Source organism: Bradyrhizobium ottawaense, assembly GCF_002278135.3.
GTDB lineage: Bacteria > Pseudomonadota > Alphaproteobacteria > Rhizobiales > Xanthobacteraceae > Bradyrhizobium > Bradyrhizobium ottawaense.
Genome location: NZ_CP029425.2, coordinates 3,424,148 through 3,450,358, shown reverse-complemented (window position 1 = coordinate 3,450,358; position 26,211 = coordinate 3,424,148). Strand labels below are relative to the sequence as shown.

General features: G+C 65.0%; 25 protein-coding genes. 10 read left to right on the top strand and 15 right to left on the bottom strand.

The annotated features are described in order from the left end of the window. Positions 1-3 precede the first annotated feature (3 nt). Positions 4-582, top strand: a complete 579-nt coding sequence (locus CIT37_RS16320; RefSeq protein WP_028141099.1) for an Hpt domain-containing protein — start codon at positions 4-6, stop codon at positions 580-582. Between the two features lie 153 nt (positions 583-735). On the opposite strand, the gene CIT37_RS16315 is transcribed toward CIT37_RS16320, so the two are convergent. The 4 genes from CIT37_RS16315 to folE form a co-directional block, all read right to left on the bottom strand. Beyond that, entirely contained in the window at positions 736-1,911 is a 1,176-nt protein-coding gene (locus CIT37_RS16315) for a DUF2336 domain-containing protein (RefSeq protein ID WP_095426188.1), read from the bottom strand. 285 nt (positions 1,912-2,196) lie between these two features. Then, positions 2,197-3,258 carry a transglycosylase gene (locus CIT37_RS16310; RefSeq protein WP_028141101.1) on the bottom strand — a complete coding sequence of 354 codons (1,062 nt, stop codon included), beginning with the start codon at positions 3,256-3,258 and terminating at the stop codon, positions 2,197-2,199. Positions 3,259-3,428: 170 nt separating this feature from the next. Further along, entirely contained in the window at positions 3,429-3,851 is a 423-nt protein-coding gene (hisI, locus tag CIT37_RS16305; RefSeq protein WP_028141102.1) for a phosphoribosyl-AMP cyclohydrolase, read from the bottom strand. A 27-nt stretch (positions 3,852-3,878) separates the two neighbouring features. Beyond that, entirely contained in the window at positions 3,879-4,571 is a 693-nt protein-coding gene (folE, locus tag CIT37_RS16300) for a GTP cyclohydrolase I FolE (RefSeq protein ID WP_028141103.1), read from the bottom strand. 235 nt (positions 4,572-4,806) lie between these two features. Between folE and CIT37_RS16295 the strand changes: the two genes are divergently transcribed. After that, on the top strand, positions 4,807-5,262 hold the full coding sequence (locus CIT37_RS16295; RefSeq protein ID WP_028141104.1) for an iron-sulfur cluster assembly scaffold protein: 456 nt from the start codon (positions 4,807-4,809) through the stop codon (positions 5,260-5,262). Positions 5,263-5,328: 66 nt separating this feature from the next. Here the strand turns inward: CIT37_RS16295 and CIT37_RS16290 are convergent, their stop codons facing one another. Continuing rightward, positions 5,329-6,228 (bottom strand): COG3904 family protein, encoded by a 900-nt coding sequence (locus tag CIT37_RS16290; RefSeq protein ID WP_028141105.1) that lies wholly within the window; start codon positions 6,226-6,228, stop codon positions 5,329-5,331. A gap of 247 nt (positions 6,229-6,475) precedes the next feature. On the opposite strand from CIT37_RS16290, the gene yidD reads away from it, so the two are divergent. Both yidD and CIT37_RS16280 read left to right on the top strand, forming a co-directional pair. After that, entirely contained in the window at positions 6,476-6,814 is a 339-nt protein-coding gene (yidD, locus tag CIT37_RS16285) for a membrane protein insertion efficiency factor YidD (RefSeq protein WP_028141106.1), read from the top strand. Between the two features lie 92 nt (positions 6,815-6,906). Further along, positions 6,907-7,146 carry a hypothetical protein gene (locus CIT37_RS16280; protein WP_038950521.1) on the top strand — a complete coding sequence of 80 codons (240 nt, stop codon included), beginning with the start codon at positions 6,907-6,909 and terminating at the stop codon, positions 7,144-7,146. Between the two features lie 98 nt (positions 7,147-7,244). Here CIT37_RS16280 and CIT37_RS16275 read toward each other — a convergent pair whose 3' ends face one another. After that, complete coding sequence (locus tag CIT37_RS16275; protein WP_095426187.1) at positions 7,245-8,459, bottom strand: hypothetical protein; 1,215 nt, start codon at positions 8,457-8,459, stop codon at positions 7,245-7,247. A gap of 2 nt (positions 8,460-8,461) precedes the next feature. Continuing rightward, entirely contained in the window at positions 8,462-9,829 is a 1,368-nt protein-coding gene (locus CIT37_RS16270) for an APC family permease (RefSeq protein WP_095426186.1), read from the bottom strand. 350 nt (positions 9,830-10,179) lie between these two features. On the opposite strand from CIT37_RS16270, the gene CIT37_RS16265 reads away from it, so the two are divergent. Continuing rightward, complete coding sequence (locus CIT37_RS16265; RefSeq protein WP_049806704.1) at positions 10,180-11,469, top strand: alpha/beta hydrolase; 1,290 nt, start codon at positions 10,180-10,182, stop codon at positions 11,467-11,469. Between the two features lie 171 nt (positions 11,470-11,640). Continuing rightward, the gene (locus CIT37_RS16260; protein WP_038950525.1) at positions 11,641-11,967 is read left to right on the top strand and encodes a GrlR family regulatory protein; all 327 of its coding nucleotides are present in this window, start codon (positions 11,641-11,643) and stop codon (positions 11,965-11,967) included. A gap of 34 nt (positions 11,968-12,001) precedes the next feature. Here the strand turns inward: CIT37_RS16260 and CIT37_RS16255 are convergent, their stop codons facing one another. Both CIT37_RS16255 and CIT37_RS16250 read right to left on the bottom strand, forming a co-directional pair. Continuing rightward, positions 12,002-12,379, bottom strand: coding sequence for a hypothetical protein (locus CIT37_RS16255; RefSeq protein ID WP_028141112.1), 378 nt, complete (start codon positions 12,377-12,379; stop codon positions 12,002-12,004). Positions 12,380-12,470: 91 nt separating this feature from the next. Next, positions 12,471-13,640 carry an MFS transporter gene (locus CIT37_RS16250; protein WP_095426185.1) on the bottom strand — a complete coding sequence of 390 codons (1,170 nt, stop codon included), beginning with the start codon at positions 13,638-13,640 and terminating at the stop codon, positions 12,471-12,473. A 184-nt stretch (positions 13,641-13,824) separates the two neighbouring features. On the opposite strand from CIT37_RS16250, the gene thrS reads away from it, so the two are divergent. Then, a complete protein-coding gene (gene thrS / locus CIT37_RS16245) occupies positions 13,825-15,879 on the top strand; it encodes a threonine--tRNA ligase (RefSeq protein ID WP_038950527.1) in 2,055 nt (684 codons plus the stop codon). 6 nt (positions 15,880-15,885) lie between these two features. Here thrS and CIT37_RS16240 read toward each other — a convergent pair whose 3' ends face one another. Then, positions 15,886-16,257: a helix-turn-helix domain-containing protein gene (locus tag CIT37_RS16240; protein ID WP_028141115.1), complete on the bottom strand. Its 372-nt coding sequence runs from the start codon at positions 16,255-16,257 to the stop codon at positions 15,886-15,888. 10 nt (positions 16,258-16,267) lie between these two features. Then, positions 16,268-16,573 (bottom strand): type II toxin-antitoxin system HigB family toxin, encoded by a 306-nt coding sequence (locus tag CIT37_RS16235; protein ID WP_038972388.1) that lies wholly within the window; start codon positions 16,571-16,573, stop codon positions 16,268-16,270. Positions 16,574-16,718: 145 nt separating this feature from the next. On the opposite strand from CIT37_RS16235, the gene CIT37_RS16230 reads away from it, so the two are divergent. Together CIT37_RS16230 and CIT37_RS16225 are read left to right on the top strand one after the other, a co-directional pair. Continuing rightward, complete coding sequence (locus CIT37_RS16230; protein WP_038950529.1) at positions 16,719-17,282, top strand: nitroreductase family protein; 564 nt, start codon at positions 16,719-16,721, stop codon at positions 17,280-17,282. Positions 17,283-17,345: 63 nt separating this feature from the next. Then, a complete protein-coding gene (locus CIT37_RS16225) occupies positions 17,346-18,614 on the top strand; it encodes a serine hydrolase domain-containing protein (protein ID WP_038972389.1) in 1,269 nt (422 codons plus the stop codon). Here the strand turns inward: CIT37_RS16225 and CIT37_RS16220 are convergent. Then, positions 18,600-21,062 carry a putative bifunctional diguanylate cyclase/phosphodiesterase gene (locus tag CIT37_RS16220; RefSeq protein WP_095426184.1) on the bottom strand — a complete coding sequence of 821 codons (2,463 nt, stop codon included), beginning with the start codon at positions 21,060-21,062 and terminating at the stop codon, positions 18,600-18,602. The two genes, CIT37_RS16225 and CIT37_RS16220, sit on opposite strands and share 15 nt — an antisense overlap. Positions 21,063-22,422: 1,360 nt before the next feature. Then, entirely contained in the window at positions 22,423-23,283 is an 861-nt protein-coding gene (locus CIT37_RS16215; RefSeq protein WP_038949888.1) for a LysR family transcriptional regulator, read from the bottom strand. A 102-nt stretch (positions 23,284-23,385) separates the two neighbouring features. Between CIT37_RS16215 and CIT37_RS16210 the strand changes: the two genes are divergently transcribed. After that, a complete protein-coding gene (locus CIT37_RS16210; protein WP_244625886.1) occupies positions 23,386-24,378 on the top strand; it encodes a zinc-dependent alcohol dehydrogenase family protein in 993 nt (330 codons plus the stop codon). A gap of 36 nt (positions 24,379-24,414) precedes the next feature. Here the strand turns inward: CIT37_RS16210 and CIT37_RS16205 are convergent, their stop codons facing one another. Together CIT37_RS16205 and CIT37_RS16200 are read right to left on the bottom strand one after the other, a co-directional pair. After that, the gene (locus CIT37_RS16205; RefSeq protein ID WP_018322145.1) at positions 24,415-24,609 is read right to left on the bottom strand and encodes a hypothetical protein; all 195 of its coding nucleotides are present in this window, start codon (positions 24,607-24,609) and stop codon (positions 24,415-24,417) included. 435 nt (positions 24,610-25,044) lie between these two features. Continuing rightward, the gene (locus tag CIT37_RS16200) at positions 25,045-26,118 is read right to left on the bottom strand and encodes an RgsD C-terminal domain-containing protein (RefSeq protein ID WP_038949890.1); all 1,074 of its coding nucleotides are present in this window, start codon (positions 26,116-26,118) and stop codon (positions 25,045-25,047) included. Between the last annotated feature and the right edge of the window lie 93 nt (positions 26,119-26,211).

Here is a 26,211-nt window from a genome sequence, read left to right as displayed (position 1 = left end):
ATCATGGCGAAGAACAGCGCAAAGGACATCGAGGTCACGGCCTTCGCCACGCATCAACTCATCACGCAGCCCAACCCGCTGCGGAAAGTTCTGCGCCGGGTCGAAGACAAGGACATGGACGATCCGATCGGCCGCGCCGAGCAGGCGCTGGCGGGCCTGTCCGGCGAGTTCAAGGATTGGATGACGACCGAGGTCAATCGTCTGTCGGCCGCCTATGTCGCCATCCGCAATGACGGCTTCACCAAGGAGCGGCGCGACGAGCTGTTCCGCGCCGCGCACGACATCAAGGGCGACGCCGCGACCTTCGGCTATCCGGCCGCGGCCGGAATCGCCGAGAGCCTGTGCCGCGTCATCGAGCACGCGCCTGATCTGGAAAAGGTGCCGGCCGAACTGTTCACGCACCACATCAACGCCATCCTCGCCATCGTGCACGAGAACACCAGGCTCGACAGCATCAGCGTCTCCGCCGAGCTCAGCCGCCGCCTGCGCAAGGTCGCCGACGACTATCTCGCCCACGTCAACCGCGACCGCCCCGAGCATCTCGAAGTGATCCTGGCGCCGAGCATCGCGCCGACGGAGTAAGGGTTCGGCTCTATCACCACGATCAGAATCGTAGGGTGGGTTAGCGTAGCGTAACCCACCACTTCTCTGTTTGCGTGGAAAGCAAAGAGGTGGGTTACGCCTGCGAGCTGCGCTTCGCGCAGCCGCAGGGCTAACCCACCCTACGGCAGCTCGCTACGCCGCGATCAGATCGCCATACACAGGATCGATCGCATCGTCCGCGACCAGCTCGTCGCAGAACAGCCTTGCCTCCTCCCGCGCGGATTCGGTGGCGAAGCGGCGCAGCAGGACCATCAGCGGCTCGGTGACGCCGCGGTCGGTCTCGCAATGGGTGAGCACGCGCTCGACCATGCGCCGGCGCAACCGCACCGCGCCGTCGTCGCTGTCGACGAAGCCCTGCTCGTGGCAGGCATCGAGCGCGACCTGGAACGCCGCGAACGTCGCCTCGGGTAGCCCGGCGCGGCGCAGCAGCGCGTGCAGGCTGTTGCCGCCGCGGTCGTGCAGCAGCGCGGTGACGCGCGCCAGCGGCAGGTCGGCAAGCTCGGCCAGCGCCGCGTCGAAGAGGTCGAGATTGCTCGACAACAGCGCGCGCAAGATGAGACCCGCCGTGAGCTGGCCGGTGATGCGCAGGTGTCGCACTAGGCCCTGCATATCCTCGCCGCGCGAGCGCGATGCGATATTCATGGTGGAGCGGTCGCGCGCCTCGAGCGCGATGCGTTCGGCACGGTCGGCGCTGAGCCAGTTCCGCGCCACGACGAACTGCGCCAGCGTCTCGGAGAGTTTCGCGACCAGCGCGGCGCGGGTTGCGGACGGCAGATCGTCCAGCACCAGCATCGCCTCGCGGATCGCGGCGAGATGGCCGTGGCGCTCGACGATGCGATCCCAGGAGAACGGCGCAAGCTCGGCGTTGGGATTTTCGATCAGCTCCAACGCGGCCGCCGCGCAGCCGACTTCGGCGATGGCGGCGCAGACCGAGACCGGCAGCGCGATGCGGCGTGCGACCGCGCATTGCACCTCGTCATTGCCGGTCGCGACGATGTCGACGAGATCGGCGTCGATCAGCAGCGGGGAATGTTCGAGCACGGGCAGCGCGACGGTCGGCTGGTCCGCCGACAGCGCCCGCACGATCGAGGCCGGCGCATCCGTGCTGCGCGCAAAGGCCTCGGCCATCGCCTGCCGCACCAGCGGCGAGGGATCGTCGAGCTGCATCAGAAGCGCGCCTTCGGCGGCGATGCGGTCGTCTGTCGAAAGGTCTGAGATCAGCCAGGCCCGGGCCAACGCCCGTGTGGCCTCGGCCCGCTCGCCGGCGGGCGCCGTCCTGATCCAATTGATGAACTGCCGAACAATCATGCTGCTTCCGGCTTACACAACAAACGAAATTGGTGACGGCTCGTCACCTGCAACACAAAATAAACCACGACGCTTAACAAAGCGTTCACCATAACTGGCTGGTTTTATTGACGTTTTGTTAAGGGAACAAAGGCGCTCGGCTTGCGTGCCCCGGACGCAGCGCAGCACGAAGTGATGCGAGCTGAGCCGGAGTCCATGTCCGACAGGATGATTTGCTGCGGCATGGGTCCCGGCTCTGCGCAGCAGCGTTTCACGCTGCGGCGCGTCCGGGACACGAGACCTCGATTAGCTCGAGAACGTGCCGCTGCGATCGCTGAACAGATCGAGCGGCTGCGGCGGCCGCACATCCGGCGTCGCGGATGCGACTGACGTGAGCGAGGCGTTGTTGCCCCACAGCTTCTGCACCGTGGTCGAAACCGGCTGCGTGGCATCGCCGGGCTGATAGATCGAACGAAACACCGGCGTGGTCGGGGCATTGTCCGCGACCGTCGTCGGCGATGTCGCACTGACGGGCGTCACCGCGCGTGTGTTCGGGAAGGTCTGGAGATAGGCGGCGTTGTCGATGACAGGTGCGGTCGGCTGCACGCCGCTCGCGCTCGCAACCTCCGTGGTCGACGGCGTGCCGCCATACATCGCCATCGCGCTGCGGGTCGTTTTCGAATTGGCCGCGCTGGCATAGCGCGAGTCCAGCACCGAATAGACTTCGGAGACGCTGCGGGCGCGGCCGTCCCTGGCATAAAAAATCGAACGGTTGGCGGATGCCGCATTGGGAAACAGCCGCGCGCCGACCGCTTGCGGATTGTCCTCGGCATTGGCAATCAGTTTCGCGGCCCCGCCGACGCCCATGAAATGCGCCATGTAGAGTTCGCTGTCGCTCGGCCTGCGCCCGAGCAGGCCCGTCAACTTGAAACTGTTCGACTGCGTCAGCGCCGCCGCCATGCTGGAGGCGGCCTCGGGATCGTCGCGCAGCTTCATGATCGACCGCTTCATCGCGGGATCGTCGACGGCGTAGCCGCCCGACGTGGTCCTGGAGATCGCGTTGGCATAATTGCCGTAGCCGAGCTGGGGGCCCGCCTCCTTCACCGTGCCGAGCCAGGTCTGGTCGATGAACTGGTAGAGCCCGTGCGCGGATGACGTCGTTGCACCCGCCGTCGGATCGAAATCCGATTCCATCTTGGCGGTGGTCAGCATGTACTGGAAGCTGACGCCGGAGACATTCGAGGCCTGCTTGATCGCACCGGCGACGCGCGCCCGCGACGGATCGAGAACCGCCGTCTGCGTGGCACTGGAATTGTCGACCGACATGATGAAGTGCCCGCCCCGCGCGGCGTTGAGCAGCGCCGGCAATTCGGCGCCTGTCGTCTCACCGTGGGACAGGTATGGTTAATGCGGGGTTAAATTGGCCCTCGCTGTCGTGCCGGGGGGCGCGTAGCGCGAGCCCGGAATCCATAAGGCATTGCGCGTAGCTGAAGGGATTCCGGGCTCGCACCTGCGGTGCGCCCCGGAATGACAGCGAGCTACTTCTTGTAGACCGCGTTCGGGTCGAACAGCCGCTCCGCATCGGCGAAGACCAGCTTCGCCCCGCCGCCTTCGGCCTCGACCTTGCGATAGAAGCAGGATCGCCGCCCGGTGTGGCAGGCCGCGCCGATCTGCTCGACACGGATCCAGACCGCGTCCTGGTCGCAATCGGTCCGCATCTCGATCACGCGCTGGGTCTGACCCGAGGTCTCACCTTTTCGCCACAAGGCATTGCGTGAGCGGCTGAAGTACCAGGCCTCGCCGGTCGCGATCGTCTTGCGCAGCGCCTCCTCGTTCATGTGCGCGACCATGAGCACATCACCGGTGGCGACGTCGGTCGCGACGCAAGTCACGAGGCCGCTCGCGTCGAAGCGCGGGAGGAAGGACAACCCTTCCTCGATCTCATGGGAGTGAGCGGACATAGCGACCCTCGCCGTTAACTTGCGAGGTCAGCGCTGCAGGCCTCGCACCAGGGACAGGAAACGGGCCTGCTCCGCAGGGTTGTCGCGGAACATGCCGGTGAAGCGGCTGGTGAAGGTGGAGGCGCCATGCTTGGCGACGCCGCGCACCGACATGCAGGTATGCTCGGCCTCGATCAGCACCGCGACGCCGCGCGGCTTGAGGACCTCGTCGATCGCAGCCGCGATCTGCGCCGTCAGATGCTCCTGGGTCTGGAGCCTGCGGGCGAAGATGTCGGTGAGGCGGGCGAGCTTGGACAGGCCGACGACGCGTTCCACCGGCGTATAGGCGATGTGCGCCCTGCCGTAGAACGGCATCATGTGATGCTCGCATTGCGAGGTGAACTCGATGTCGCGCACCAGGACGAAATCGTCATAGCCCGCGGTCTCGCCAAAGGTGCGGTCGAGCACCTCGGCCGGGCATTGGTGATAGCCCTGATAGAGCTCGTCGAAAGCCTCGACCACGCGGCGCGGCGTGTCGAGCAGGCCCTCGCGCTCGGTATTCTCGCCGATATAGGCGAGCAGCGTCTTCACCGCCTGTTCGGCCTCGGCGCGCGCCGGGCGCGGCTGATCGGCGCGGACGGCGGCCGCGAGGAATTCGGCGGGATCAAGCTCGGCCGGTCGGCTCTCGGGCTGCCGGTCGGAGGGCATGTTGGGGCGGATGGATTTGATGGTCGCGTCCATGTCTACTCCGTTCGACGGCCTTGCGGCCGGAGTGTCACCGGCAGACGGGGCGGCATGCCGCCGGACGCCTGAAGAGAACAGTTGAACCCGGCGAAATGGTCCTCATCTCTCCCGTCGGCCGCATGGCCTATCGCCACCGCCGCTGGACTGTTTTTCCGCCAGTTCCGACCCTATATAGGACCGTGGACGGCGCCCGCCAAGGCCGATCCGATGCGGAAGTGCTGGACTCCATCACATGCTGAACGACATCTACAACAAGCGGATCATCGAGTTGGCCGGGAATATTCCGCGCCTCGGACGGCTGCCGGACCCCGATGCCTCCGCCACCGCCCACTCCAAACTGTGCGGCTCGACCGTGAAGATCGATCTCAAGATGGAGGGCGACAGGGTCACCGACTTCGCCCATGACGTGAAGGCCTGCGCGCTCGGACAAGCCTCCTCATCCATCATGGCAAGTCGCATCGTCGGCTCGACTGCGAGCGAACTCCGTGAGTTACGCGAAACTGTTCGCAAGATGCTGAAGGAGAACGGTGCGCCTCCTGAAGGCAAATGGGAGGAGATCAAGTTCCTCGAGCCGGTCCGCGACTACAAGGCGCGGCACGCCTCGACGCTCCTGACCTTCGATGCGGTGGTCGACGCCATTGGCCAGATCGAAGCCAAGGCCAAGCAGCCGGCTGCGGCGCAGGGCTGAACTCCCCGGAACGACACGGGGCGTCGCAAAGCGACGAACCCGGAATCACTATCAAGATTTCAGAGCTTACTTCTGCGTCGCCGGAGCCGGCGCGGCCACGCCACCGGTCGGCACCAAGGCTTCGGCCGTCTTGGTCGACTTGGCAGGCTGCGACTGCTCCGGTTCCGCGCCGAACCTTGCCTGAGTCTTCGGCGCAAGCTCCGCCATTGCCGGCGCAGAGATGTCCACATGCGGCAGCACGTCGGCGACGAGGTCGGTCGTCACGAGATTGGTGAGCTTCAGCTCGCCGGCGTCCAGCTCATGCAGGTCTTCCCAGGGCGGCACGCTGAGCGCGAGCGACAGCAGGTCACCGGCTCCGCCCATGTCGAAGGTGTATTTGGCAAGCCGGCCGATGTCGCGTTCCACGATCATCAGGTCCTGCGCGCTGTAGCTCGCTGCCTTGGCATCGTCGGCGCGGTCGCCCATCCAGATCTGGTGGACGCGGACATGGGCAGCTTCGGGCACGTAGCGCTTCTTGCCGGCCAGCAGCAGGAACACACACATGGATTCGCAATAGGCCTCTGGCGCAACCGCCGGGCGTGCGGACTGCCCGCCGCGGAGACTTACGCCGACCGTGGTCAGGAGTCCGAGATTGCGGAAGCGTCGGCCGAGGGTGATCGCGTCGTTGACGGAACCGCCGCTGGAATCGAGCACCACGGTGGCGCCGCCGAGCTGCCGTCCGCGGGAAAACTCCTCGAAATCCTTCGGTGTGTCAGCGGTGATGATGCCGACCGCGCTGACCCAGCCGCGGCAGTTCGGCTCGCAGGCAATCCAGTTGAACTTCATCGGCAGCTTGCGCTCTTCGAGAGCAACACCCGCGCGGGCCGATGACCCGAGTGTCGCGACGGCGCCAGCCAGCACGACTCCACAGACGGCGGTTCCCACCAGCAACCAGCCGCGAAGATTAAGGGAGTTCAGAAGTCTCAATCTGGTTCCTTCCCCAAGCCCCTAAGGTCCCTAACAATCCTTGGTAGCGCCCTCTGAGTCCATCATACAGGCGTATGTTTCTACACATGGACGTCACAAAAATGGTATCCGTGGGAATACAGATCGTCCACAGGTACTTGCTGCACTGCTCCCAAAAAGCACGCAAAATATGGCGCGCAAACAACAGCTTACAGTTCCCTGCGCCGGAACCGTGCAACACCTCGCCTAACCTCGCAGCACATCGCACATGAAGCATTCAGCCTGCGGGCATTGTTCCAGTTCCGTCGAAGGGGCGTTTCGGCTCCCGCGCAGATTCGGCCGTGCGTTGATTTGGCTCTACCGGCACACGCTGTCGCCCTTGGTCGGTTACAATTGCCGGCATCTGCCGACTTGCTCCGTCTATGGCGACGAGGCGATCGAACGGTTCGGGCTCTGGGCCGGCGGCTGGATGACGCTTGCGCGCCTGCTGCGCTGCAATCCGTTCGGCACGTCGGGCATCGACAATGTACCGCTCACGGCACCGCCAGGCGCGCACTGGTATCTGCCATGGCGCTACGGCCGCTGGCGCGGCGTCAATGCATCCTGAGATTGCTGTGATGCTTTGCGCATCGGTGGCCTGAGGGGAACCGCAAGCTTTCTTCCCGCGTTGTTTCGATGCTCCCCCGGGAGGAAACAACAATGCGCTGGAAAATCAGCCCTCATCTTCACTTCAGGCTTTCTCACTTCAGGCTTTCTCACTTCAGGCCTGGGCCCACCCCCGGCTCCAGGCGGCACCACGACCCCAGAACCCTGGATCTGCTCGCGATCGTCGCCTTGCTCGCGCTCGTGCTTGGCTCCGGCTGGTATCTGGCGACGAGCTTAGCCACCGCGCCGAGCACGACGGCGTTCATCGTGCCAAGCCAGAGCGTGCACTGGTAGCTAAAGCGCAATGAGAATTGGATGAATCGTTGTCGCTTTAGCCTGTTGTTTGCGCATGATCATTTCGGAAAACCGCTTCGCACTTTTCCGAATCATGCTTAGCGGAACCAGTAGAAGCGCCCGGGCGGCGGCGGGATCGGCTCGGGCGGCCGCAGCCGTTTCGGCCGCGGCGGCTTCGGCGTCGGATCGGCCGACGAGGTGGCCTCCCCGCCCGGCGCCGTTTCGGTACCCGGCACCCTCACCGCCAGCAACAAATTGGACTCGTGCATCCGCCAGCGGTAGCCGACGCCGAAATCGATCGGCTGGGCCCGCGTGAACAACTCGGAATAGCGCTCCTGGTAGCGGCCGGGGAATTCGTCGATCGGCCCGAGATAGCGGCCGAACGGGAAGAACCGCCATTGCCGCGCGCCGTAGTTCGCAAGCGGAATACCGGAATCGTCCTGGATGATGGTGGCGCTGTTGGCGAGCAGCCAGTCGCGAACGACGGTGAAGTTTCCGGAGTGCATGAGATAGGACGCACTCTTGAGCAGGCTGTTGCCGGGCCCGAGCGTCTCGCAGAATTTCAGGAATCCGGTGTTGCGCGCGCCGGCATTGGAGAGGTCGGTCGAGAAATAATGCAGCGTGCGCGCCTCGCCATCGCTGCCGGCGAAGGCGATGCGAACGCCGCGCGTCGCGTTACGCCCCGGATTGTCGTCGCCGACATGCAAGCCCCCCTTGTCGTCGAGCGCGATCATCTCGACGTTGCGGATGGTCTTGCCGGAGCGCGCGAGGAAGACATAGAGGATCGGCAAGGTGCCGTTGACCTGGTTGGCGTGCAGGTCGACCTTCATCTGCTTGGTGATGAAGAAGGAAAAGCTCAGGATCGAGCCGAGCGAGCGCTCGACATTGTAGAGCGCCGCGCCGACCGCGCCGCGCGGCAGCCGCGTCAAATCGGGCACGGCGCCGACCGGCTCCAGCGCGCCGAGCACGTAGGTGCTGGCCTTGGAATGGAAAGCGTTGGCGTAGAGGAAATCGGGGCCGCTGAACATGTAGAACATGGTCGGCCGGGGCGCGGCGAGATTGACGTCGGCCCAATCGCGGATCTTGGAGAGCTGGCGCTGTTCGAGCTGGGCGAAGGCGCCGTCGAAGAATTTTGCGTGGCGCTGCCAGCCCGGATCCTTCGTGAGCGGCACCAGCGGCGAGTCCGCCGAAGGCTGCATGCCCGCGAGGAAGCGCGCGGTGTCGTCGAAGCTCACCTCGGCGGCGTGCGCGGACGAGACGGCCGCAGCCAGCAGGGCAAGAGCTGTGGCCGCAATTCTGAGGGGACGAAACATGTCTATGCGCGATCGTGTGAATTGCCAGCGGCGACCGGCCGCCTGCGGAAAACAGCATAAATCAACAGGCCCGAGAGCATGACGAGCATCCCCGCGAGCGACTGCAGCGGCCGCTCGGTCAGCAGGTAGTACATCATGAACGCGGTCACGAGCAGGAAAACCAGCGGCGTGAACGGGTATCCCCAGGCGCGATAGGGTCGCGGCAGATCGGGATCGGTGATGCGCAGCTTGACGACGCCGGCGACCGTGAAGAACGAGCAGAACAACAGTGCGAACTGGATGAAGTCGAGCACCGCCTCGAAGCTGCGCGTGAACAGCAGCAGATTGGCGACGGCGAGCTGGAACAGGATCGCATAGGCCGGCGCGCCGCTCGCCGATCGCTTCGAGAACACGCGCAAGGCGGGAATGTCCTCCCCCATCGTCATCATCACGCGCGGGCCGATCCACATCATGGCGCTGATCGAGGAGATCAGGCCAACGCAGATCATCGCGCCGACGATCCGGCCACCGAGGCTGCCGAAGATGGCGCTACCGGCGACGCTGGCGACATCGAGCTGGCCGGCAAGCGCACCGACCGGCGTCGAATGGAGAAACACCGCGTTCAGCGCGACGTACAGCACGAGCACGATCAGCGTCCCCGCCAGCAGCGCGCGCGGCAGATTCCGCTGCGGCATGTTCATCTCGCCGATGATGTAGGTCGCGGCGTTCCAGCCCGAGAACGAATACATCACGAAGACGAGCCCGATCGCGAACGGCGCGCTGACGATGTGGGCGAGATCGCCCGGCTGCGGCGTAAACGTGATCGGTTGCGGGGCAGCGATGACGAAGCCGGCGACCAGGAAGGCGACGATCAGCGCGACCTTGATGATCGTCGCGATCAGCTGGAAGGTCGAGGAGTGCCTGACGCCGGTCAGTTGCACGAGCGAGACCAGCCACACCACGGCGATGGCGAGCGGGATCGGGGGCAGATCGGGCACGACAGATTTGGCGTATTCGCCGAACGCCATCGCGGCGAGCGCAACGGGCGCGGCAAAGCCCACCGTCGCCGACACCCAGCCGGCGAGAAAGCCGAAGGCGGGATGATAGGCGCGACCGAGGAAATTGTACTCCCCGCTCGAGCGCGGAAACATCGCCCCGAGCTCGCTATAGGCGAACACGCCACACAGAGCGACGATGCCGCCGACGGTCCACAGCAGCAGGATCGAAAAGCCGGACGGGATGTCCTTGACCTGGAAGCCGAGGCTGGTGAAGACGCCGACCCCGATCATGTCGGCCACGACGATGGCGGTTGCGACCAGAACTGAGACCCCGGTCCCGCTTCCGGTCAGCCGGCCAGTCCAGGGCGCGGTTCCCGCATTTGATGCCGTCATCGGGGTCCTTAACCTCAGGCGTCGTGCCTCATGGGCGCATCGTGCAGGTTGGCCCAGTCAATTCAAGCAGGGTTAACAAGGGCTAAATGAGGCGACGGAAGCGGGTAATCGAGCACCGCTTATTCCGCCCCCGAGCGATAAAGCGGCGCCCGCCCCGGGAAATCCCGTTCCTCCTCCCCACAATCAGGACACGATTGCATGGTCCTTTTGAGCGTTCCGGATGTGGGGAAGTTTCTCCGGACACTTAACGTCACCTAAACGCCAGCGGCGCAATTGTCTTGAGATGCCGATGGACGTGACTTTGGGGTCATGGGTGGATGGTCGGGGCCGTTCCGAAATTGAGAGCTGACATGCGTGCCGACCGGACGACGTCCGGTGCGCGCGGTCATGCGCTCCGGATCGGCCTGATCTCAGCCTTGGTGCCGCTCTCCCTGACACTGGTTCAATGCGGCAAGGCGCCCAATCCGGCGGCGCTCGCCGCGAACTCGCAGGCCAATGTTCAGGTCGTTGCGAAGACAAATCAGCAAGTCGCGAGCGGCGACACGTTCGAGGATCGCTTCCCGGCCCCGCAATTCGGGGAGCGCTTTCCCTCGGCGAGCGAGAGTTTTCTGCAGCGGCAGATGTCGGACTTCTCGCCGAAGCGCGCCGTGCAGCAACCGTCGCCGGAGCAGGCTCCCTACAGGGTCGCTTCGCTCGAGCCGCAGGTCCCCTACAAGCGTTCGCCCCGCGACGACCTGACGACGCTCGTCAGCATGAAATCGTCGGCCTTTCCCTATTTCGGCAACAACCCCGCCTCCGACGCGCCGTTCCTCAACATTGCCAAGGGCGACCGCCGCGGCCATCGCAGCTATTCCGGTCGCGTGTTCTGGCAGGACGAGACCTACAATGACAGCCGCGTGCTGATGCACGTGCCCGAGCATTTCGACGTCCGCAAGCCGGGCGTGATCGTGGTGTTCTTCCATGGCAATGGCGCGACGCTCGAACGCGACGTGCGTGATCGCCAGCTGGTGCCGAAGCAGGTCACCGATTCCGGCGCCAATGCCGTGCTGCTTGCCCCACAGATGGCGGTCGATGCCGCCGATTCCAGCGCCGGCAAGTTCTGGCAACCGGGCGGCTTCAAGCGCTTCATGGCGGAATCGGCCGACCACCTCGCCCGCGTCACCGGCGATCCCAACAGCGCCCGCGCCTTCGCCAACATGCCGATCGTGATCGTCGGCTATAGCGGCGGCTTCCTGCCGACGGCCTGGAGCCTGGAGGTCGGCGGCATCAGCGACCGCGTCCGCGGCGTCGTGCTGCTCGACGCCGTCTATGGCGAAATGGACAAGTTCGCGTCCTGGATCGAGAGCCACCGTTCCGGCTTCTTCGTCAGCGCCTACACCCGCCACACCGCGCGGCGCGACCGCGAGCTGATGAGCATGCTCCGGCAGAAGGGCATCAGTGTCGCCGAGGACATGGACGGCCCCTTGCGTCCCGGCAGCGTGGTGTTCGTGGAGACTGGCGACGGCATCACCCATCGCGACTACGTCACCCGCGCCTGGACGCGGGATCCACTCAAGGACGTGCTGGTGAAGATGTCGGCGACGCCGGCGCTGGCGCTGACCCGCGTGGCGGCCACCAGTTCCGCCGCATCGAGCCGATAGGTTTGGATATTGGTGCAGCCGGTGTCCGGCTGCATTGCCTGCAATTCCCTCAGGCTCTGATCAAAATGTAATGTTGATGGTCGAAATCCCCGGAAGCCACCGGATTGCTTCCGCCAGCAAGGCTCATACTTTGCCGGCCAGTTTGTGATTGGAATTTCGCGGGGACAGGCAGTGCGTCAGGGATTGTACAAGGTCGACTTCCACACCGTTCATGGAACGGGCTGTGGCGTCGTCTACGTGATGGATGGCAAGATGCGCGGCGGCAATTCCGCTTTCGCCTTCATCGGCACCTATACGGGCGAAGGCGACAGCATCAAGGTCAAGATCTCGACCCAGCGCTACAACGACGACCCCTCCTTCAAGGCTCTGTTCGGCACCGACCGGATCACGCTGGCGCTCGCCGGCCGGGAGGACGGCGACAACGCGGAATTCGAAGGCAACGCGCTGCAGGCGCCGGGCGTTGCCTTCCGGGCCGTGCTGAGCCGGATCAGCGACTGAGCATCAGCTCATTCAAGATTAGCTCTTATAAGTATTAGCTCTTGGGCAGCTTCGGAATGCTCTCGGCAAAGCCGTTGAAGCAGGCCAGCCGCTCGTCCTCTTCCTTGAAGAAGCGGCAATCGGCGTAGCCCTTGGCCTTCGCCGGCTTCGGCTTCGGCGCTGGCGCGATCACCGCGTCGTAGCAGTTGAGGCGGTCCTTGGTGCCGTCGTCGAGTTCGAGGCAGGCCTGGAGCCGGGCCGCGATCGACTGCGGCTTGCCCTTCGGCGCTGCGGCCGGCTTGGCCGCCGCCTCTTTGGTCCCTTTGGGCTTGACCTGCACCAAGGGCTTGTCCCCCACCATCGGTGGCTTGTCGGCTTGCGCAAACGCGGAGGCTGAATAGAGCACCGCGGCAACCGCCAGAATCATCCTCATTTCAGTCAACTCTCTTTGGTCCCCATGACCGGCGTTCTAGCGCTCCCGCGCGCGGTTTGCCAAGCACATTGCGTACACGAAGCCGCGGGATTCAGGCCGTTGCAGCCGCAGGCCGGGGCCGGGTCAGGACCACCAGGATCAGCGCCAGCACGACGAAACCGACCGCGACGAAGCCGAGCGCATGCAGGAGTTCGCGGGCGAACAGCAGCCCGCCGACGGCGGAGCCGACCGCCTGGCCGATATAGAGAACGGACGTATTGAGCGCGACGGTTGCCGATGCCAGTGGCGGCGCGGCCGCGACCAATCGCACCTGCTGCATCGAATTGGTCGAGGCAAAGCCGAGGCCCCAGATCGCGACTCCGACCGTCATGAAGGCAAGCGTGCCCGCGCCGAGCGCCCAGCCCGTGATGCCCGCGAGCAGCAGGCAGGTGAACAGCAGCGAGGTCCGATAGGGGCCCGAGGTGTCGACGATGCGGGTGGCGATGACGACGCCGAGGAAGCCGCAGACGCCGTAAAGCGCGAACACCATGCCGATCGCATCGGGACCGGCGCCAGTGAGCTTCTTGAGCAGCGGGCCCATGAAGGTGAACACCACGAACTGCCCCGACATCTGCAGCATGGTGATCGCCAGCAGCAGCAGGATCGTCCTGTTGCGGCCGACCTCGCGCCAGGTCTTCAGGTCCACCGGCGCGCCCTTCAGGCCTGCCGGCAGCCGCAGCAGCAACAAGAGGAAGCTGATGCAACCGAGCACGCCGATCTCGCCATAGGCCGCGCGCCAGCCGTAGCGGCTCGCAATGAAGGTGATCAGCGGAAGGCCGACGGCGGCAGCCAGCGACCAGCCGAGGAAGATATAGGCGATGGTGCTGCCCCGCCGCTCCACCGGCACGATCAACGCCGCCGTGCCGGCGGCCTGCGGCGTGTAGAGCGCACCGACCGCGAGCATCACGAGACGGATGGCGAGAAGGCTGGTGTAATCGGGTGCAAAGGCCGAGGCGAGATTGCCGAAGGCGAGCACCGCCAGCGTCGTCGTGAGCAGCGTCCGCCGTTCGATGCGGCTCGTCAGCCAGGCCGTCAGCGGCGAGCCGATGCACAGCGTGATCGCGCCGAAGGTGATGAGGAGCCCGGCCGCGTGAATGCTGACGTCGAGCCCCGTCGCCAACTCCGGCAGCATGCCCGCCGGCGCCAGCACCGAGCAGCCGGTGACGAGATTGCCGAGCATCAAGGCGGTTGGCGCGAAACGCGGGGCGCGTGCATTTTCCATGCAATTGCATGTAGAGCAGCCACCGGGCCAGTTAAAGGGCCGGTGCGAAATAGTTCGTGCGCACGCCCGTTTTATGCGCCGATTTTCTTGGAATTGCCGGATTGCGCAGGCCGAATCGCCTGATATATCGCTCGTTCCCGCTTACCTGCGCTCGTTCGCAGGAGTGAGCCTCAGGAGAAAAGCAATGACCGACCAGTCCAAGGACCAGCCGAAGTCCGAATCCGGCTTCCAATATTCCCTCAGCAATCTGAAGCCCGTGACCCCCGCCGCCAAAGTTACCCTCACCTTCCCGGACGGCGCCCAGCGCCAATACGACCAGAGCATCACCGGCCTCGATATCGCCAAGGGCATCTCGCCGTCGCTGGCCAAGCGCACGGTCGCGATGGCGCTCGACGGCGTGGTCGCCGACCTCAACGATCCCATCGAGGCCGACGCCAAGCTCGAGCTGATCAGCCGCGAAGATCCGCGCGCGCTCGAACTGATCCGCCACGATTGCGCCCACGTGCTCGCTGAGGCCGTGCAGACGCTGTGGCCGGGCACGCAGGTCACCATCGGTCCCGTGATCGAGAACGGCTTCTATTACGACTTCTTCCGCAACGAGCCGTTCACGCCGGAAGACTTTGCCGCGATCGAGAAGAAGATGCGCGAGATCATCGCGCGCGACAAACCTTTCACCAAGGAAGTCTGGGACCGCGAGAAGACCAAGCAGGTGTTCCGCGACAAGGGCGAGGCCTTCAAGGTCGAGCTGGTCGACGCCATTCCCGGCACCGAGCCGATCAAGATCTACTACCAGGGCGACTGGTTCGACCTGTGCCGCGGCCCGCACATGACCTCGACCGGCAAGGTCGGTAACGCCTTCAAGCTGATGAAGGTGGCCGGCGCCTATTGGCGCGGCGACAGCAACAATCCGATGCTGACCCGCATCTACGGCACCGCCTTCGCCAAGCAGGAGGACCTCGACGCTTACCTGAAGCAGATCGAGGAAGCCGAGAAGCGCGACCATCGCAAGCTCGGGCGCGAGCTCGACCTCTTCCACTTCCAGGAGGAAGGTCCGGGCGTCGTGTTCTGGCACCCGAAGGGCTGGACCATCTTCCAGCAGCTGATCGCCTATATGCGCCGACGCCTGACCGGCGATTACAGCGAGGTCAACGCGCCGCAGATCCTCGACAAGGTGCTGTGGGAGACCTCGGGCCATTGGGGCTGGTATCGCGAGAACATGTTCGCGGCGCAGTCGGCCGGCGACGAGGCCGAGGACAAGCGCTGGTTTGCGCTCAAGCCGATGAACTGCCCGGGTCACGTGCAGATCTTCAAGCACGGCCTGAAGAGCTACCGCGACCTGCCCTTGCGCCTCGCCGAGTTCGGCGTGGTGCATCGCTATGAGCCCTCCGGCGCCATGCACGGCCTGATGCGCGTGCGCGGCTTCACCCAGGACGACGCGCACATCTTCTGCACCGAGGACCAACTCGCCGAAGAGTGCCTGAAGATCAACGAACTCATCCTGTCGACCTATGCGGACTTTGGCTTCACCGGCGATCTCACGGTGAAGCTGTCGACGCGGCCGGACAAGCGCGTCGGCACCGACGAGATGTGGGATCACGCCGAACGCGTGATGGCGACGGTTTTGCGCGAGATCCAGTCGCAGAACAATCACATCAAGACCGAGATCAACCCGGGCGAAGGCGCCTTCTACGGGCCGAAGTTCGAATATGTGCTGCGTGACGCCATCGGCCGCGACTGGCAGTGCGGCACCACGCAGGTCGACTTCAACCTGCCGGAGCGGTTCGGCGCGTTCTACATCGACCATGACGGCGGCAAGAAACCGCCTGTCATGGTGCACCGGGCGATCTGCGGCTCGATGGAGCGCTATATCGGCATCCTGATCGAGCACTATGCCGGCAACTTCCCGCTCTGGCTCTCGCCGGTGCAGGCGGTGGTCACGACCATCACCTCGGAAGGCGACGAGTACGCCAAGGTGGTGATGGAGCAGGCACGCCGCGCCGGGCTTCGGGTCGAGATCGACCTGCGCAACGAAAAAATCAACTACAAGGTCCGCGAGCATTCGCTGGCCAAGATCCCGGCGCTGCTCGTGGTCGGCAAGAAGGAGGCCGAGACGCATTCGGTGTCCGTCCGCCGCCTCGGCAGCGACGGCCAGAAGGTGCTGACGACCGAGGAGGCGATCGCCGCCCTGGTCGACGAGGCGACGCCGCCGGACGTCAAGCGGGCGCGGGGCGCGGTCTGACGGCGTTCAAGCGGCTCTATCTTGCCCGACTTTGATGAGGGACTCGGCCGGAATGCCGAGGCCCTCATGCAGCCGTCGGATCATGCTGAGTGTCAATTCGCGCCGCCGGTTGAGCACTTCGTGGACCCGGTTGCGGCTGCCAATAAAGGGGATCAGGTCCCTCGGCTGCAGACCGCCCTGTTCCATATGATACTTGATGGCTTCGACCGGGTCCGGAAGGTCCAGTCGGTAGTGCTTCCGCTCCCACGCCTCCACGAGCGTCACAAGCACGTCAAGCCGATCGCCCTCAGGCGAGTTCCGGCGCGCACTCATCAACGTCTCGATCTCCTTGAGCACGCGACGATAGTCTCGGTTAGACTTGATTGGCGCGATTTCCATCATCGACCTTCTAAATGGTTTGCGCATCGATTGCGTCGTCCTGCCGGTGTGTTCCAACAAAACGGATATAGACCACGCGGTATGGATAGTTGATCCAGACCACCACGCGATATTTGTTGCCGGCGACGTTGAACATGACGCGGCCATCCCTGAGGATACTGGCGGTTCGGATATCTCTCTTGACGTCCGCGGGCTTCGCCCAATCGGCCTGCTTTACCTGCCGAAACCAGGCCATCAGGGGATCGCGCGCATCGGAGGCCGCCTCGCCGGCCCGATCTAGAAAAGCCTTGATCGTGCTGAGCGCGATGATCCTCATTCAACTCATCTTAGCATAGTCCCATCTTGGGACCATAACCTTCTGGACGGGCGCAGCTGTCGAACTCATAATCACTCTAAAATCCCTTCCATTCGTCCCCTGCCGGGCCTATCTCCCGGCGAGAACAAAGCCATAAGGACGCCCCGTGCCCGACGCCATCGAACTCCTGAAGACCCGCCGCTCGGTCAAGCCGCGCGAAATGACCGGGCCTGGCCCCTCGGCGGCCGAGCTCGAGACCATCCTTACCATCGGCGCCCGCGTGCCCGACCACGGCAAGCTCGCGCCCTGGCGCTTCATCATCTTCGAGGGCGACGCCCGCCAGCGCGCCGGAGAGGTGATTGCCAAGGTGTTCGCCCGGAAGAATCCCGGTGCGCCCGCCGCCGACGTCGAGATCGAGCGCAAGCGCCTCACCGACGCGCCGCTGGTGATCGGCATCGTCAGTTTCACCAGGCCGCATCCGAAGGTGCCGGCGTTCGAGCAGGAATTGTCCGCCGGCGCCAGCGCCATGAACATCGTCACGGCCGCAACCGCGCTCGGCTATGGCGCCTGCTGGCTGACCGGCTGGTTCTCGTTCGATCGCGACGTGCTCGATGGCCTCGGCCTCAAGCCGGACGAAAAGCTCGCCGGCTTCATCCATATCGGCACGCCGACCAAGCCGAGCGAAGACCGTCCGCGACCGTTCCTTTCGGAAATCGTGACGCGTTTTTAATCGAACGCTTGTTGACGCCTCTGGCGTCTTGCGGCTTTCATCCCGGCCAGGGAGGAAGCCGGTATGAAGCGTCGTGATTTTCTGGTCGGGGCCGCGCTGCTCGCCGGCACGATGGCACGAAGCCGCGCCGCCGACATCCCCGCCCCGTCGTCCGAGGGGCTGGATCGCATCACTTCGTATTTCGACAACGAGGTGGGAAGCGGCCGGTTGCCGGGCGCCGTGATCCTGGTGCAGCAGCACGGCAAGCCGGTCTATCAGAAGACGTTTGGCGTGCGCGACGTCAGGACCAGTCTTGCGATGACGCCGGACACGATCTTCGCGATCCACTCGATGACCAAGCCGATCACCTGCCTTGGTGCGATGATGCTGATCGACGAGGGCAAGCTCGCCCTCACCGACCCCGTGTCGAAATACGTTCCCCTGTTTGCCGACACCAAGGTCGGCCTCGAAGTCACCCTGCCCGACGGCAAGCTGGAGCTCGATCTCGTGCCGCCGGTCCGCCCCGTCAACATCGAGGATTTGCTGCGGCACACCTCGGGCATCAGCTACGATTATATCGGCGGCAAATGGGTCGAGCAGGCCTACAAGGCCGCCAACATCTTCGAGGGCCAATTCAACAACCGCGAATTCGCCGACCGCATCGCCAAGCTGCCGCTGGCGCGGCAGCCGGGAACGCTGTGGCGCTACGGCCATTCCACCGACGTGCTCGGCAGCGTCATCGAGATCATCTCGGGCCAGACGCTGTATCAGTTCCTGAAGCAGCGCATCTTCGATCCGCTCGGCATGAGCAGCACCAAATTCGCGCTGGCGACCGAGGACGAGCTCGCCCGGATGGCGCGGCCGCTGCCGAACGATTTCATCCTGCTCGCCGCCGAGCGAGACCGCCTCGATCATCCCGAATGGCAGTCCGGCGGCGGCGGCCTGCTCTCGACCATCACCGACTATCAGCGCTTCTCGCAGATGCTGCTCAACGGCGGCGAGTTCGAGGGCAAGCGTTACCTGAGCCCTGCCGCGTTCAAGGCGATGACGACCGATCATATCGGGCCCGGCTCCGGCGTCGGACGCGACTATTTCTATTTTCCGGGCGACGGCTTCGGTTATGGCTATGGCCTTGCGGTGCGGACCGATCCGGGCAACGCCAAACCGCCGCCGCCGGGCTCGCTCGGCGAGCTGAAATGGGACTCAGGGAGCGGCACCTATTTCGGCGTCGATCCCAAGCTCGACATGGTCTACCTCATGATGCAGCAGACCCAGAACGAGCGCAGCCGCATCACGCCCGCCTTCAAGGCGCTGGTCTACGACTGCTACCCCGAGGGGCTACGCCGCCCGTGAGGCGCGCTGACCGAAATCGGCGAGCAGCTTTGCGATCTCGGCCGCAGGCCGCGCCGCGCTGAACAGAAAGCCCTGCACTTCGTTGCAGCCTTCGGCGCGGAGCCAGTCGAGCTGATCCTCGGTCTCGACGCCCTCCGCGGTCGTGGTGATGTTGAGGCTGCGGCCGAGCCCGGAGATCGCGCGCACGATCGCGCTGCAATCGGGCCGCTGCGCCAGATCCTTGACGAAGGAGCGGTCGATCTTGATCTTGTCGAACGGAAAGCTCCTGAGATAGCTCAGGCTGGAATAGCCGGTGCCGAAATCATCCATGGAGATGCCGACGCCGAGCTCGCGGAGCTGGTGCAGGATGGCAAGGTTGGCATCAGTCTCCGCCAGAAAGACCGACTCCGTGATTTCGAGCTCGAGCCGCCGCGGCGACAGGCCGGACTGCGCCAGCGCCGAGATCACGATTTGAACCAGGTTGCGGCTGCGGAATTGCGCCGGCGACAGATTGACCGCGACCTTGACGTCGGCAGGCCATTTGACGGCCTCGGCGCAGGCTTCGCGCAAGACCCACTCCCCTAACTGCGTGATGAGGCCGATGTCCTCGGCAACCGGGATGAACTCCGCCGGCGAGATCATGCCCTTGTCCGGATGGCGCCAGCGCAGCAGCGACTCGAAGCCCGAGATGCGGTCGGAGGCGATCGACACCAGCGGCTGATAGTGCAGCTCGAACTCGCCATTGGCGAACGCACGGCGCAGATCGAGCTCCATGTCGCGGCGCTTCTGCGCCTGCAGGTCCATCTCGCGCTCGAAGAAATGGTGCACGCCGCCGCCGTCGGACTTCGCCCGGTACAGCGCCATATCGGCATTGCGCATCAGCTCTTCCGGCGTCGTGCCGTCGCCGGGCGACAGCGCGATGCCGATGCTGGCGCCGATCACCATCTCCTGACCGTCGAGATCGTAGGGTGCCTTCAGCATGTCGATCAGCAGGCCAGCGCAGGCGCTGGCCTCGTTCGGCGAGACGTCGGCGGCAAGGATCACCGCGAATTCGTCGCCGCCGAGCCGGGCCGCCAGATTGCCGCCGCGGACGGCAAGGGTCAGGCGTTCGGCGACGTCCTTGAGCAGGCGATCGCCGACGGGATGACCGAAGGAATCGTTGATGTTCTTGAACAGGTCGAGATCGATGTAGAGCACGCCGACCCGTTTCCCCGCTGCCTGCTCCAGCGCCTGCTTCAGGCGCTCCCGGAAATATTCGCGGTTCGGCAGGTCGGTGAGCCCGTCATGGTGGGCCATGTGCGCGATGCGCGCCTCGGCCTTGCGGCGTTCGGTGATGTCGACCACTGCGACCAGATAGCCGTCGCGATCGTCGAAGGCGACACGGCGGCCGAAGGTGAGCACCTCGATCTCGCTGCCGTCGGCGCGCAGATGCCGCCAGTTGCGCGAGGAGTGATAGGCTTCGCCAACGCGCTCCAGCGCCTCGGCGTGGCTGTCCCACTCGTCTTCCGGCCAGATCTCATGCAGCTTCATGCGCAGGAAGGTGGCGCGGCTGTAGCCGTAATGCTGGACCGCGGCGTCGTTGACGCCAAGGAACTCCTTGGTCTGCGCGTCGAACACCCACATCGGCATCGGGTTGCTGTCGAACAGCAGGCGGAACGAGGCGTCGCGCCGCTTCAACGCGGTGACATCGGAGATCGTCAGCGAGACCACGTCGGCGAAGGCCGTGGCGCTGAGGCGGAGGTGGCGTCCGTCGCTCTCGATCTCGAGCTGCTCGCCGCGGCCGCCCGCGACGGCCTTGAGCAGGAAGCCCATGATCTCGGGCGAGGCCAGCAGCGTGTTGCCCTCGCCGATCCGCCGCCACAACAGACCTCCGCTCGCGACCTTCAGCAGCGCGCTTGCGCTGTTGTTGTGGTGCACGACCTGGAGATCGGACGGCTTGCCGCCGGCGTCGCGCAACGTCGCCAGCGAGATCACCGCATCGTCGGTCGAGGCGAAAATCGCATCCAGCAGATTGTACTGCGTGCCGCGCTCGTTGATGTAGGCGCCGACCAGCGTAGCGCCCCAGCGCGAGGCCGTCGGCAGCGCCAGCACATCGTAGGTCCGGACCATGCCGTCGCGCACGCAATGCGCGCTGGCGTGGTAAGGTCGTCCATTGGCAAGCGCGCTCGTTGCCGCTTCCGACAGTGCGGTGGCGCAATCCGGCGACAATTCGGCGACGGGAATGTCCCAGCGCTCCTCGCCGAGCCATTTCTGCACGTAGCGTCCGCTGCGCGACAGCTCGAGCGTGCCGTCGTTCCTCAGCAGCGCGATGTGATCGGCGAGCCGTCCGAGACTGCCGAGCATCACGTCCTCATAGCGCGGCAGCCGATCGCCCGGCTTCAGTGCGGCACGCCATTTGCGCTGAAGCACCGGGATGTCGTCGAACATTTCGGCGGCCGGTTTTCCCGACACTTTCTTCGCGGCATTCATGGCAGTCCCCAACGCACTTTCCCGGCGCATCCAATGCAGCTGCGCTTAACGACATGTAAAAAGACCGCAGGCGCGGGTTCCATTCGGCGATTATGACAGTTTTAAGTCGGGTGTTGGTTAGTGGGCGTTAGAGACTATGACGGTCGTGCGAAGGGGCTACGTCCGGGTGTGCGTTCGAAGTTTGGGCGCGCGTCTCTCGTGTCCCGGACGCGCTGCAACGCCCTTCGCGTTGCGGCGCAGAGCCGGGACCTAGCTGGCCGCAGCACGTGCTGCAACATGGGCCCCGGCTCTGCAGCGCACCGCCGAAGAGGCGCTGCGCTGCGTCCGGGGCACGAGAGTCGTCATTGCGAGCGCAGCGAAGCAATCCAGGCTGCCGCCGCGGAGACAGTCTGGATTGCTTCATCGCAAGAGCTCCTCGCAATAACGGCGTGTGAAGTAGCAGCTTCCGGCTCTCTCGTGTCCCGGACGCGCTGCAACGCCCTTCGCGTTGCGGCGCAGAGCCGGGACCCAGCAAGCCACAGCACGTGCTGCAACATGGGCCCCGGCTCTGCAGCGCACCGCTGAAGAAGCGCTGCGCTGCGTCCGAGGCACGAGACCTATTCAATAGACACACCTTCGCAGCCTCGCGGCGCATTTCGCCCGAGCTTTGCTTGATCGCTTCACCCCCATTTGAAAGAGGGCGCAGGGAAGGCCGGGAGCCGGTTGGCTCCCATGGCCGCCTGTGCGCAAGATCTGCGTGTGCAGAAAGGCACAGGCGGAAAGACCACAGGGCAACCGGAGCATCCCGGCCTTCCCTGCGCAGTGGCTTTACGGCTTATGTCGTGCTCTCCCCGGGGAGCGTTGCGCTATTGCCCCCGTCGCCTTGCGGATGGCTGGCGGATGCGTCCGGTTGGACGACATCCATCACCACAAGACTTGGCGCACAGACCCCGGGCGCCAGGACCACACGATTTTGCCGTACGCCGATCACACCGGTCGTGTGCGCGATACTTTCGCTCACGGCTCTCCGCCCTGCGAAAGCACTTCGCGCCGATGCAACTAGCGTCCACCGCCGCCCGGCCCGCGTTCGTGACGATCGCGATACGCCCCTCTTCCTTGGGCCGGGTTGTCGCGACACATACGTGATTTCCGAATTTCGGTAAAGTGGGATATTTTTGATGACACGGATTGACCCACGGCTCGGGTGTTTTGCCCGTCGGACAACGCAAGGGCTCGTGGGAACGCGTTCGTAGGGTGCAAAGGCGCAAAGCGCCGTGCACACCATCTCTCTCCACTCGGGCCAATCGTGGGCACGCTTCCGCCTTCGCTCTCCGAGCTACGGCGGACAAGTCGCTTTGCCCACCCTACGGCACCGTGCCGCCTACGGAGCCGCGCCGGCGAGACGTTCGATCACGATATCGAGCAGCGCGCGCAGACGGGCGAGCCGCCTGAGATCGCGGTGATAACCGACATAGGTGTCGCGGCCGGGCGGCGCCGTTCCGATGTCGAGCGCGACCAGGCGGCGGTCGCGGTCGCCGAGCGGACGCGGCAGCACGGCAAAGCCGCCGCCGCTCGCGCAAAGCTCGGCTTGCACCTGCCTGTTGTTGCTGCGCGAGGCGACGGCTGCATTCGGCAGCGCGCGCTTCAGCCAGACGGCGTCCGGCATGTCGGCGAACTCGGCATTCATCGTCACGACGCGGACAGCGCTGCCGTCGCCGGCGCGCGGCGGCTTGCTGCCCCTCTTGCCATAGAGCGCGTGGGGAATGTGCAGCAGCTTTCTGGAGATCACCTCGGGCTCGCTGAACGGCTTGATGCGAAACACGAGATCGGCTTCACGCCGCGGCAGACTGTAGAGCCGCGCATCGGTCAGGAGCTCCACCGTCACCTTGGGGTGACGCTTGCCGAATGCGGCGATCACCGGCGACAGCATCACCGTCCCGAACCAGTCCGACGATGACAGGCGGAGCAGGCCGTCGAGCTGCGTCTCCGCACCGGACACATGGCGCTCCAGCGCGAGCGCCTCGTCCTCGATCCGCTCGGCATGGCGGAGCACGGCGGCGCCCTCGTCGGTCAGCACCAGGCCATCCGCCGTGCGCTGGAACAGCGTCTGTCCCAGCGACGTCTCGAGCGCGCGAAGCCGCCGGCCCATCGTCGGCTGGGTCTGGCCGATTTTTCGTGCGGCAGCGCCGAGCGTGCCTTCGCGCGCAATTGCCAGGAAGATGCGCAGATCACTCCAGTCCATCAGGAATCCCGCCATACATAAATGTATGACGATTGTACAACCTTGTTCCTTCTCATGCAAAATTTCATGGGCATATTGAGCCGATCACGGAGCAAGACGATCATGACGAGACAATCGACGATGCGCGCAACTGTCCTGGAGACCCACAACGCTCCCTTGCGCCTCTCAACCATCTCCACGCCCGAGATCGGCCCGCACGACGTGCTGGTGCGGGTGCGCGCGAGCGCGGTCAATCCGCTCGACACCAAGATCCAGGCCGGCGCCGCGGCGCATGCCCGCCACCCGCTGCCGGCAATTCTCGGCATCGATCTCGCCGGCGTGGTCGAGCTGGCCGGGCGCGAGGTCTCGCGGTTCAAGCCGGGCGACGAGGTCTACGGGATGACCGGTGGCGTCGGCGGCGTACAGGGATCGCTCGCCGAATTCGCCGCGGTCGATGCCGATCTCCTCGCATTGAAGCCTGCCAATCTCGGCATGCGGGAAGCTGCCGCGCTGCCGCTGATCGTCATCACGGCCTGGGAAGGCCTGATCGATCGGGCGGCGTTGAAGGCGGGCCAGAAGGTATTGATTCATGGCGGTGCGGGCGGCGTCGGTCATGTCGCGATCCAGATCGCGCGCGCCTTCGGAGCGGAGGTGTTCGCAACCGGTTCGCCGTCGCAGCGCGCCACCATCGAAGGTTTCGGCGCCGTATTCATCGACCGCGACAGTTCGGTCGAAGCCTGCGTGGCGCAGCACACCGGCGGCCGCGGCTTCGACATCGTCTACGACACCGTCGGCGGCAAGGTGCTCGACGCTTCCTTCGAAGCGGTGCGCCGCTTCGGCCATGTGGTGAGCGCGCTCGGCTGGGGCACGCATGCGCTTGCGCCGCTGTCATTCCGGGCAGCCACCTATTCAGGCGTGTTCACGCTGCTGCCGCTGCTGTCGGGCGAAGGCCGCGCGCATCATGGAGAGATCATGGCGGAGGCCACGCGCCTCGCCGAGGCCGGCAAGCTCGTGCCGCTGCTCGACGCCAGGCGCTTTACGCTGGAGAACGTCGACGACGCCTATGCCCTGATCAGGGATCACGCCGCCAAGGGCAAGCTCGTCGTCGATATCTGAGGTGGAGCTTGTAGCCGGATGGAGCTGTGCGCGCCGCTAGTCCTCGCTGGACGCGGCGGAGCGGTTGCGCAAATAGGCCTGCGACAACAGGAAGAACAACGCGCGCTCGCCATGATATTTGGCGGAGGGCCGGGTGCGCTCGAAACCGTCGGCAAAGATCTTGCCGGACTGGTCGCACACCTGCCATCGCCAGCCAAACCGCTTGCGCCTGGTGAGGATCACTTCGAACATGCCGACGAGCTTGGTCCCCTGCTCCTTGCCGGTCTCGCAAAGGCATCCAAGCCCCTGCTCCGGCCTCCCCCATTAGACGGATGCCCGACATATAACCCAGCGGAGTGGAAAGAGAATAAAATTGATGATCGGAAATTCGTCTCTTGCACCGCTGTGATGAGGACGGCGGGGGTGCGGGAATAAGCTTTCGCCAGCGGTGTTTGCCTCGGCCCCAGGAGGCAATCTGCTGGCGCTTGCAGTATTCAAAGCAGAACACAGGGGGTGATGGGGATGAGCATTTTGCTTACCAGTCCCCACGACGCATGCGACGGTAACAGGAGATGCACGTTCGTGCGCTCGATGAGAATTTCCGTGCCGGACGTCAGGTCGGTGTCAGGTTGCAGGCGGCACCGCCGCCAGGACCTTAGCGCGCGACGGCCTTAGCGCGCGAGGGCCTTAGCGCGCGACGACTTCCACCTCGCCGTCGACGCCGTTGACGACGTTGAATCCGCGCTCGTAGACCTTGCCCTCGTTCTTGGCGATGGCGCGGTATTCGCCTTCGGAGAGCACGACGCGCGGGAAGGCGCCGATCGATTCCTTGATGACGTCGCCGCCCGGGGTCAGCACCGACCAGGCGGTGTTGGCGAGCGCCTCGCCGCCCCTGTCGCTGACCAGCTTGAGCGTGATCACGGCTGCGCGGTGGGTGATGGTGACGTCGGTGAGCTTGCTGGCCTGGACGCGGATGTCGGAGCGCACCACCGAATTGGCGTCGCCATAGTTGGAGATGATGTAGTAGGTGCCCTCCGGCAGCAGCACGACGTCGCCGGCGGCGACGTTCGGCACCAAGGAGGCACGCTCGCCGGATTCGAACTGGCTGCCCTTGTAGATCGCGAACGAGATCTGGTTCTGGGGAATGCGGCTGGTGCCGACCCGACCCTCGATCCGCAGGCCCCCGGCCGGGAGCACGAAGGACTCGCGGTCGGTCTCGGCCTTCAGGCTGACGGTGCGCACCGCGCTGACGAGGCCGAAGGCGACGTGCACGACGTAATTGCCGGGCGGCAGCACGATATTGGGCGTGGCGCTTCGGTCCTCGCGGATCAGCTTGAAGGTGCCGTTCTCATCGGGACGGTCGGCAAACACGCGCCAGACCAGGCCGCTGGTGATCGCCGGAGAATCCTTGCCGTATTTCGCGGTCAGCGACAGCACGCCCTGTCCGGGCACGGCCGCATTGAGCGGGGCGGCCGGCGGCACGGTCGTGACCGCGGGCGGCGGCATGCTGGGGGTCGTCGGCTGCATCAGGGTCGGCGGCAGGCTCGGGGGGCCGGCGCCAGGCCCGGAGGGCGGCGCCAGGCTGACGGCGCCGCCCGGCTCGGGCACCGAAGCCGGCGGGACCGGCGGCGGACGATCGGAGAAAAGCTGCGCCTGCGCAGCGTTTTGGCCTGAGGTAACGAGGCACGCGGCAAGGCTCAGCGCCGGCAGCAGCCTGCCGCTGCGCCGCCATCCGATGATGCCGTCACCCCCGCGTGTCATGCCCCCTGCTTTTCACCGAAAACGCGGCAAATTCAAGCCTCTGAAACCCCAGGAAATACGGGCCCGGTCCGATTGATGGAACCCGGTTGACAC